This is a genomic window from Lutibacter sp. (assembly GCF_041596795.1).
Taxonomy (GTDB): domain Bacteria; phylum Bacteroidota; class Bacteroidia; order Flavobacteriales; family Flavobacteriaceae; genus Lutibacter.
Genome location: NZ_JBFHHX010000140.1, coordinates 1 through 8,173, shown reverse-complemented (window position 1 = coordinate 8,173; position 8,173 = coordinate 1). Strand labels below are relative to the sequence as shown.

At 30.8% G+C, this 8,173-nt stretch carries 7 protein-coding genes; 2 read left to right on the top strand and 5 right to left on the bottom strand.

Annotation, left to right across the window (positions count from 1 at the left end; genetic code table 11):
- The 5 genes from thyA to ABY298_RS13255 all read right to left on the bottom strand — a co-directional run.
- The coding region (gene thyA / locus ABY298_RS13275) for a thymidylate synthase (protein WP_372746543.1) at positions 1-482 on the bottom strand (482 nt) is incomplete at its 3' end.
- A gap of 37 nt (positions 483-519) precedes the next feature.
- Complete coding sequence (locus ABY298_RS13270) at positions 520-1,914, bottom strand: NupC/NupG family nucleoside CNT transporter (protein WP_372746542.1); 1,395 nt, start codon at positions 1,912-1,914, stop codon at positions 520-522.
- 15 nt (positions 1,915-1,929) lie between these two features.
- Positions 1,930-2,532 (bottom strand): bifunctional nuclease domain-containing protein, encoded by a 603-nt coding sequence (locus ABY298_RS13265; RefSeq protein WP_372746541.1) that lies wholly within the window; start codon positions 2,530-2,532, stop codon positions 1,930-1,932.
- A 91-nt stretch (positions 2,533-2,623) separates the two neighbouring features.
- Positions 2,624-3,583: an electron transfer flavoprotein subunit alpha/FixB family protein gene (locus ABY298_RS13260; RefSeq protein WP_372746540.1), complete on the bottom strand. Its 960-nt coding sequence runs from the start codon at positions 3,581-3,583 to the stop codon at positions 2,624-2,626.
- Positions 3,584-3,614: 31 nt separating this feature from the next.
- Positions 3,615-4,355 (bottom strand): electron transfer flavoprotein beta subunit/FixA family protein, encoded by a 741-nt coding sequence (locus ABY298_RS13255; protein ID WP_372746539.1) that lies wholly within the window; start codon positions 4,353-4,355, stop codon positions 3,615-3,617.
- A gap of 177 nt (positions 4,356-4,532) precedes the next feature.
- Here ABY298_RS13255 and ABY298_RS13250 point away from each other — a divergent pair, with 177 nt between their 5' ends.
- Together ABY298_RS13250 and ABY298_RS13245 are read left to right on the top strand one after the other, a co-directional pair.
- Entirely contained in the window at positions 4,533-5,513 is a 981-nt protein-coding gene (locus tag ABY298_RS13250) for a pyruvate dehydrogenase complex E1 component subunit beta (RefSeq protein ID WP_372746538.1), read from the top strand.
- 64 nt (positions 5,514-5,577) lie between these two features.
- Positions 5,578-8,073: a DUF5686 family protein gene (locus ABY298_RS13245; RefSeq protein ID WP_372746537.1), complete on the top strand. Its 2,496-nt coding sequence runs from the start codon at positions 5,578-5,580 to the stop codon at positions 8,071-8,073.
- Positions 8,074-8,173: the final 100 nt, after the last annotated feature.

Sequence of the window (8,173 nt, the reverse complement as noted above, 5' to 3'; positions counted from 1 at the left end):
TGAAAAAATGCGTGACATGGAGGTAAAGCTGCTTTTCCGTTAGCAACATTATCAGAAAATGAAACTGAAGTGTCTGGTAAAACACTTGGGTTCCAAGCGGAAACTAGCATTCTTCTGCTATCTGGATTTGTTTTTATGGTGTTAATAACTTCTGTAATTTGATCAATTCCTTCACTGTTCCAATTACGCCATTGATGTCCGTAAACCGGACCTAAATCACCATTTTCATTAGCCCAAGCATCCCAAATTTTAACGTTATTTTCTTTTAAATATTCAATATTTGTATCGCCTTTTAAAAACCATAAAAGTTCATATATAATAGATTTTAAATGCAGTTTTTTAGTAGTTAGCATTGGAAAACCTTCACTTAAATCAAAACGCATTTGATACCCAAAAACACTTTTAGTACCGGTTCCAGTTCTATCTTCTTTTAAAATTCCTTTTTCCTGAACGTGTTTTATTAAGTCTAAATATTGTTTCATTTATTTTGTTTAATCGTTTAATACCAACAGTGAGTTTTTAACCTATAATCATTCCTGCAATTGTTGCCGATAAAAGTGATGCTATAGAACCTCCAATAAGAGCTTTCATACCAAATTCCGACAAGGTTTTTCTTTGTGATGGTGCTAAAGATCCAATTCCTCCAATTTGAATTCCAATAGAAGCAAAATTTGCAAAACCACACAACATGTAGGTTGCCATTATAACAGATTTATTATATGTAAAATGAGTTACGCTTGCTACGTTTTTTAATTCAGCTAGTTGAATATAGCCTACAAATTCACTTGCGGCTAATTTTACACCTAACAATTGTCCCATTAACATAATATCTTCTGTTGCTACACCAATTAACCACATTAATGGTGCAAAAATAGTTCCTAAAATAGCTTCTAAAGTAAATTTAGGATACGGTGTATTTGCAGCCATCCAATCGTTTAAATTAGTAATATCGCCAAACCAACCTAAAATTCCATTTAACATGGCAATTAAAGCAACAAAAACTAATAGCATTGCAGCTACATTTGCTGCTAACTTTAACCCTTCTGTTGTTCCGTTTGCAATGGCATCTAAAATGTTTGACCCAATTTTATCTTGAGAAACATTTACATCTGTATTAATGGTTTCGGTTTGTGGATATAACATTTTAGAAATTACAATGGCTCCAGGAGCAGCCATTACAGATGCGGCCAATAAATGTTTGGCAAATTGTAATCGTAATTCTGGATCACTTCCACCTAAAAAACCAATATATGCAGCTAGAACACCTCCGGCAACCGTGGCCATTCCACCAATCATTACCAATAATATTTCAGAACGATTCATGCGTTCTAAATATGCTTTAATCATTAAAGGAGCTTCAGTTTGTCCTAAAAATATATTTCCGGCAACTGATAAACTTTCAGCACCTGAAATATGTAATAATTTTGTTAAAGCTATAGCCAATCCTTTTACTATTAATTGGATTATTCCTAAATAAAATAAAAGTGATGTTAATGCAGAAAAGAAAATAATTGTTGGAAGAATTTGAAAAACAAAGATAAAACCAAACGAATCACCATTCATTAAATCACCAAATAAAAATATACTTCCAGCAGCAGTATAATCTAATATATTGGTGAAAATTCCACCAACAAATTCAAAAATTGCTTGTATAAACGGAACTTTTAAAACTCCAATTCCAATTAATAATTGTGCAGATAAGCCAGCTCCAACTGTTTTCCAGTTTATGGCTTTTCTATTGCTACTAAATAAATAAGCTATTAGAAGTAAAGAAACCATACCTAATACACCACGTAACATAGAATTTACTGAAAATCCTTGATTGTCTATTATGGGAGTTGGAATTGTTTCTTGAGCGTTAAGGGTAACTATACTACATAGTAATAGGGCAGATAAAGAAATCTTTTTTATCATAAGGGTAACATGGTATTAAGAAGTACGTTTGTTTATTTCGTCTCTAAGTTTTGCGGCTAATTCATAATCTTCATTTAAAACAGCTTGGTCTAATTTATCGTTTAACTGTTTTAAAGTATCTTTAGAATAGGAAGCTTCTTTTTTTGGTTTTTCAATTAACTTTTCAATGTCTTTATCTTCTTTTTCAGGAGATAATTCATCTTTAATTTTTAAATAAATTCCAGCTTTATCTAAAATATTTTCATAAGTAAAAATAGGAGCATTAAATCTGGTAGCTAAAGCAATGGCATCGGATGTTCTGGTATCTATTATTTCTTCAATATGATCGCGTTCACATATTAAACTAGAGTAAAAAACACCATCCACTAATTTATGGATGATAACTTGTTTAATGGTGATTTGAAATCTATCGGCAAAACTTTTAAAAAGATCGTGAGTAAGTGGTCTTGGAGGTTTAATTTCCTTTTCTAATGCTATGGCAATTGACTGCGCTTCAAAAGCGCCAATAACAATGGGTAAGGTTCTGCTTCCTTCCACTTCACTTAAAACTAGTGCATACGCACCACTTTGCGTTTGACTATAGGATATGCCTTTTATATTTAAACGAACTAAACTCATAAGCTAAATTTAATAAAAAAGGCTGTCTAATCAAAGGACTTAATGCTCAATTATTAGACAGTCTTTTTTAAGAGGCACAATTTAGGAAAATTTATGCGTTATTTGCTTTAAATTCTTTTAACTTTTCAACCAATTTAGGAACAACTTCAAAAGCGTCTCCAACAATGCCATAGTCTGCTGCTTTAAAAAATGGAGCATCGGCATCTGTATTAATAACAACTTTTACTTTTGATGAGTTTATTCCAGCTAAATGTTGAATAGCTCCTGAAATTCCAATAGCAATATATAAATTAGATGCTACGGGTTTTCCAGTTTGCCCAACGTGCTCACTATGAGGTCTCCAGCCTAAATCTGAAACTGGTTTAGAGCAAGCCGTGGCAGCACCTAAAACGGAAGCTAATTCTTCAACCATTCCCCAATTTTCTGGACCTTTTAAGCCTCTTCCGCCTGAAACTACAATATCAGCATCTGCAATTGTAACTTTTCCTTTAGTTTGTTCAACAGAGATTGAAGTTAAATTGCTTTCTAAAATTGATGGAGAATATTCTTCTAAAGTTCCGGCAATTTCATTTTCAACTAAGCCAAATGAATTTTTTGACAACGAAAGCACTTTTACATCTGTGCTAATTTGTGTAAAATTAAAGGCTTTGCTTGAAAATGCTTTTCTTTTTACAGTAAATGGAGTAATTGAACTTGGTAAGGCTGTAACATTACTTGCATAACCTGCGTTTAAATTTACTGCCACCATTGGTGCAACATATAAACCATTAGTATTAGCATCTAATATTAGTACTTTAGAATTTTCTTTTTCAGCAGCTTGTTTAATAATATTTGCAATAATTTTAGCATTAAATTTTAAATTGGCATTGTTTATATTTAATACTTTTTCTGCACCATATTTATATAAAGATTGTGGCTCAATGGCATTAATTGCCAACACCACTACATTTGTTCCTAACTGTTCTGCAACTTTTTTTCCGTACGATGTTACTTCAAAAGCTGATTTCTTAAATTTTCCTTCCGATGTTTCGGCAAAAACTAAAACTGACATATATTTTTAATGTTTTTGTATTAGACTAAAATTAAATTACTTTGGCTTCATTGTGTAACAAACTAATTAGTTCATCAACATTATCAACAATTTTACAAGCAGATTTTGCTGCAGGTTTTTCAAAAGAAATTGTAGATGTAGCATTTTCATTTGTTGAAGGTTCTACAACTGTTAATTTTTTTTGACGCGCCATCATAATTCCGCGCATATTAGGAATTTTTAAATCTTTTTCTTCAACCAAACCTTTTTGACCAGCAATAATTAAAGGTAAATTTGAAGATAAAATTTCTTTACCTCCATCAATTTCTCTTTGTATTGTTGCCTTTTCGCCTTCAATTTCAAGGCCAACACAGGCATTTACAAAACTAAAATCTAATAATGCGGCTAACATTCCAGGTACCATTCCACCATTATAATCTATAGATTCTTTTCCAGCTAAAATTAAATTAAAACCACCTTCTTTAACAACAATGGCCAATTCTTTTGCTACTGTAAATCCGTCTAAAGGCTCTGTGTTTACTCTAATTGCTTCATCAGCACCAATTGCCAAAGCTTTTCTTAAGGTTGGCTCTGTTGTGGCATTTCCAACGGTTACTACTGTAACTGTTGCTCCTTGTTTTTCTTTAAACCACATTGCTCTTGTTAAAGCAAATTCATCATAAGGATTTATGACAAATTGCACGCCGTTACTATCAAATTTAGAATCATTTTCTGTAAAATTAATTTTTGATGTAGTGTCTGGAACGTGACTAATACAAACTAATATTTTCATTTTATTATATATTTGGGTTTTTAATTTAAAATTAGTAGTTATTTAATGTTATTTTTACGAATGTACTACTTTTTTTTAAAATTACTATGCACGCATAGTAATATTTTATAAAACGTAATTTTTTTGAAAGTAAAATAAGAATTGATTACTTTTGCGAACGGTAAATATTTATATATAATGAAGACTATACAATTTAGAGAAGCCATTTGTGAGGCAATGAGTGAAGAAATGAGAAGAGATGAATCTATCTTTTTGATTGGTGAAGAGGTTGCAGAATATAATGGCGCATACAAAGCATCTAAAGGAATGCTTGATGAATTTGGAGCAAAACGTGTTATTGATTCTCCAATTGCTGAGTTAGGATTTACAGGAATTGCAGTAGGTTCAGCAATGAATGGTAATAGACCAATTGTTGAATTTATGACCTTTAACTTTGCTTTGGTTGGTATTGATCAAATTATAAATAATGCTGCAAAAATTAGACAAATGTCTGGCGGACAATTAAATTGTCCTATTGTTTTTAGAGGTCCAACAGGTTCTGCTGGTCAATTAGGAGCAACGCACTCGCAAGCTTTTGAAAATTGGTTTGCAAATACACCAGGATTAAAGGTTATTGTACCTTCAAATCCATATGATGCAAAAGGATTATTAAAGGCTGCTATTAGAGATAACGATCCAGTTATTTTTATGGAGTCAGAACAAATGTATGGTGATAAAGGTGAAGTTCCAGAAGGTGAATATATTATACCAATTGGTGTGGCAGATGTAAAAAGAGTTGGTACAGATGTAACAATTGTTTCTTTTGGTAAAATTATTAAAGAAGCTTATAAAGCGGCCGAAGTATTAGAAAAAGAAGGAATTTCTGTTGAAATTTTAGATATGAGAACTATTAGACCAATGGATTTTGAAGCTATTTTTACTTCAGTTAAAAAAACAAATAGATTGGTTGTATTAGAAGAAGCTTGGCCATTTGCTAGTATTTCTTCGGAAATTACTTTCCAAGTACAAGAAAATATCTTTGATTATTTAGATGCTCCTGTAAGAAGAATTACAACAGCAGATACACCTGCAGCATACTCTCCGGTATTAATGGAAGAATGGTTGCCAAACTTTAACGATGTTGTTAAAGCAGTAAAAGATGTATTGTACATAAAATAATGGAATAAAATTTGCGTTATAAACTCCTTTCAGGTTTTTCCTGAAAGGTGTTTTTTTTTATATTATGAGAAATAAGTTTAAAAGTATATTTATTTTGGCTTTATTGTTTTGTTTAAACAGTTTTGCCCAAGTAAAAATAAGTGGAGTAGTAATTGATGAACAAAATCAGTCAATTCCATTTGCAAACATTGTGTTTGTTGGGTCTAATATAGGAACCGTTTCAGATGAAAATGGGAAATTTTATTTAGAGTCTGATAAAACCTACACCCAAATTGAAGTTTCTTTTTTAGGTTTTGACACCAAAAAGCTTAGTGTAAAAAACAGAGACTATAATTTAAAGATTATTTTAACAGAAGCTGCTGCACAACTAGGCGAAGTATTTATTTATGGTGGAAAGGTTAAGAAAAAGGGGAATCCGGCTATTGCTATTTTAGAAAAAATTTGGGCCAGAAAGCGTCACAATGGTATATATTTATTTGATCAATATCAATATGAAAAGTATGAAAAGCTTGAATTTGATATGAATAATGTAGATAGCGCCTTTATGAAGAAAAAGCTTTTTAAAGGAATGGAATTTATATTTGAAGAAATTGACACTTCAAACATCACAGGAAAATCGTATTTACCAATTTTTATTAATGAATCTGTTTACAATTCTTTTGGTAGAAATACCGGTGGTAAAAAACTTAGAGAAGATTTAATTGCAAATAAAAATTCGGGATTTAATTCTAACCAAAATGTTATAGCTTTTATTAAAGATTTATATGTAGACTATGATGTATATGATAGCTATATTAAAATATTTGATAAAAGTTTTGTAAGCCCAATCTCAAAAGCTGCTGGTGTTTCCACATATAATTATGTGTTGTCAGACAGTGCTTTTGTTGATAATAAATGGTGCTACAATATTATTTATTATCCAAGAAGAAAAGGAGAACTGACTTTTAAAGGAGATTTTTGGGTAAATGATACCACTTTTGCTATTAAAGAAATTAATATGCAAGTAAACAAAAGTGCCAATATAAACTGGGTAAAAGACATTTATATAGAACAAGAATTTGACGTACTAAACGACTCGGTGTTTTTATTGAAACGAGATTATATGTTGTCGGATTTTAGTTTAAATAAGAAAGATAAATCTAAAGGATTGTATGGGAAACGTACAACTATGTACAAAAACTATGCATTTAATTTGCCAAAAGAAGATAAGTTTTACGCCATAGAAAGTAATATTTACGACCAAAATATTTACAATAAAACGGAAGATTATTGGGGTGTAAATAGGCAGGAAAAATTAAATGAAAATGAATTGGGTATTTATAAAATGCTCGATACACTTTCAACGGTTCCCAAGTTTAAAAGATTGTATAATTTAGTTTCCATTTTAGGATCAGGTTATATAGAATATAATAAATTTGATTACGGACCAATTTTCTCCACTTTTGGAAAAAATGATGTTGAAGGATGGCGAATTAGAGTTGGAGGAAGAACGTACCTTGGCGGAAATGAACCTTGGCGTGTACAAGCCTATACCGCATACGGTTTAAAAGATAATCAATTTAAATATGGTGTTTCAGGAAAATGGATGTTAGATCCAAAAAGTAGATTTACCATTGGAGCTGGAAACAGAAGAGATATTGAGCAAATAGGTGTAAGTTTAACTACAACAAATGATGTTTTAGGAAGAAGTTTTGCATCTTCATCTTTATTTTCTTCAGGTGATAATAGCAAATTAACATCTATAAATTTATCTAATGTATTCTTTTCAATAGAACCAAAAAACAATTTAGAATTTAGGTTAGGAGCATCTTATAGAACCTTAAAATCCGCATCGCCAGAAACTTTTAATTTAGATTATTGGGTTGATGAAGATAATGGAATAAAAAAATCGGATGTTGTACAAAGTGAAATAGATTTTTCAATAAGATATACACCAAATAGAAAAACTATTGGTTATGGTGTTGAACGTAACGAGGTTTCAACAACCTACTCAACTTTATTTTTAAATTATTCACGTGGTATAAAAGGTGTTCTTAATAGCGATTTTGACTATGAAAAGATTCAGTTTTATTACAAACAGCCAATTTTAATTGGTGGTTTTGGACGTATGTTTACAACTTTTGAAGTAGGTAAAACATTTGGAGAAGCACCTTTAGGATTGTTAAATGTTGTGCCAGGAAATCAATCGTATTTCACCATTGAAAATACCTATTCATTATTAGATTATTACGAATTTGTAACGGATACTTATGCATCTTTACACGTTGAACATAGTTTTAATGGTCGATTCTTATCGAGAATTCCATTGTTAAGAAAATTAAATCTACGTGAAATTGTTGGAGTTAAAGGTGTTTGGGGAGAAATTTCAGATGAAAACAAAGCATTAAATGCCTCAAATATTAGTTATTTAGCACCAGATAAACCATATATAGAATATAATGTAGGTATTGGAAATATTTTTAAAGTTTTCCGATTAGATTTTAGCTGGAGAGGAAATTATAGAGATGTACCAAATGCAAATAATTTTGCAATTAAAGGCGCTTTCGGATTCCATTTTTAAAAATAAACTAAAATTAAATTGTTAGCAATATGATTTTTGTATTTTTACCAAAGAAAAAATTAAAAACAGAAATGTATGAGTAGCAAAGAAAAGGAAACTA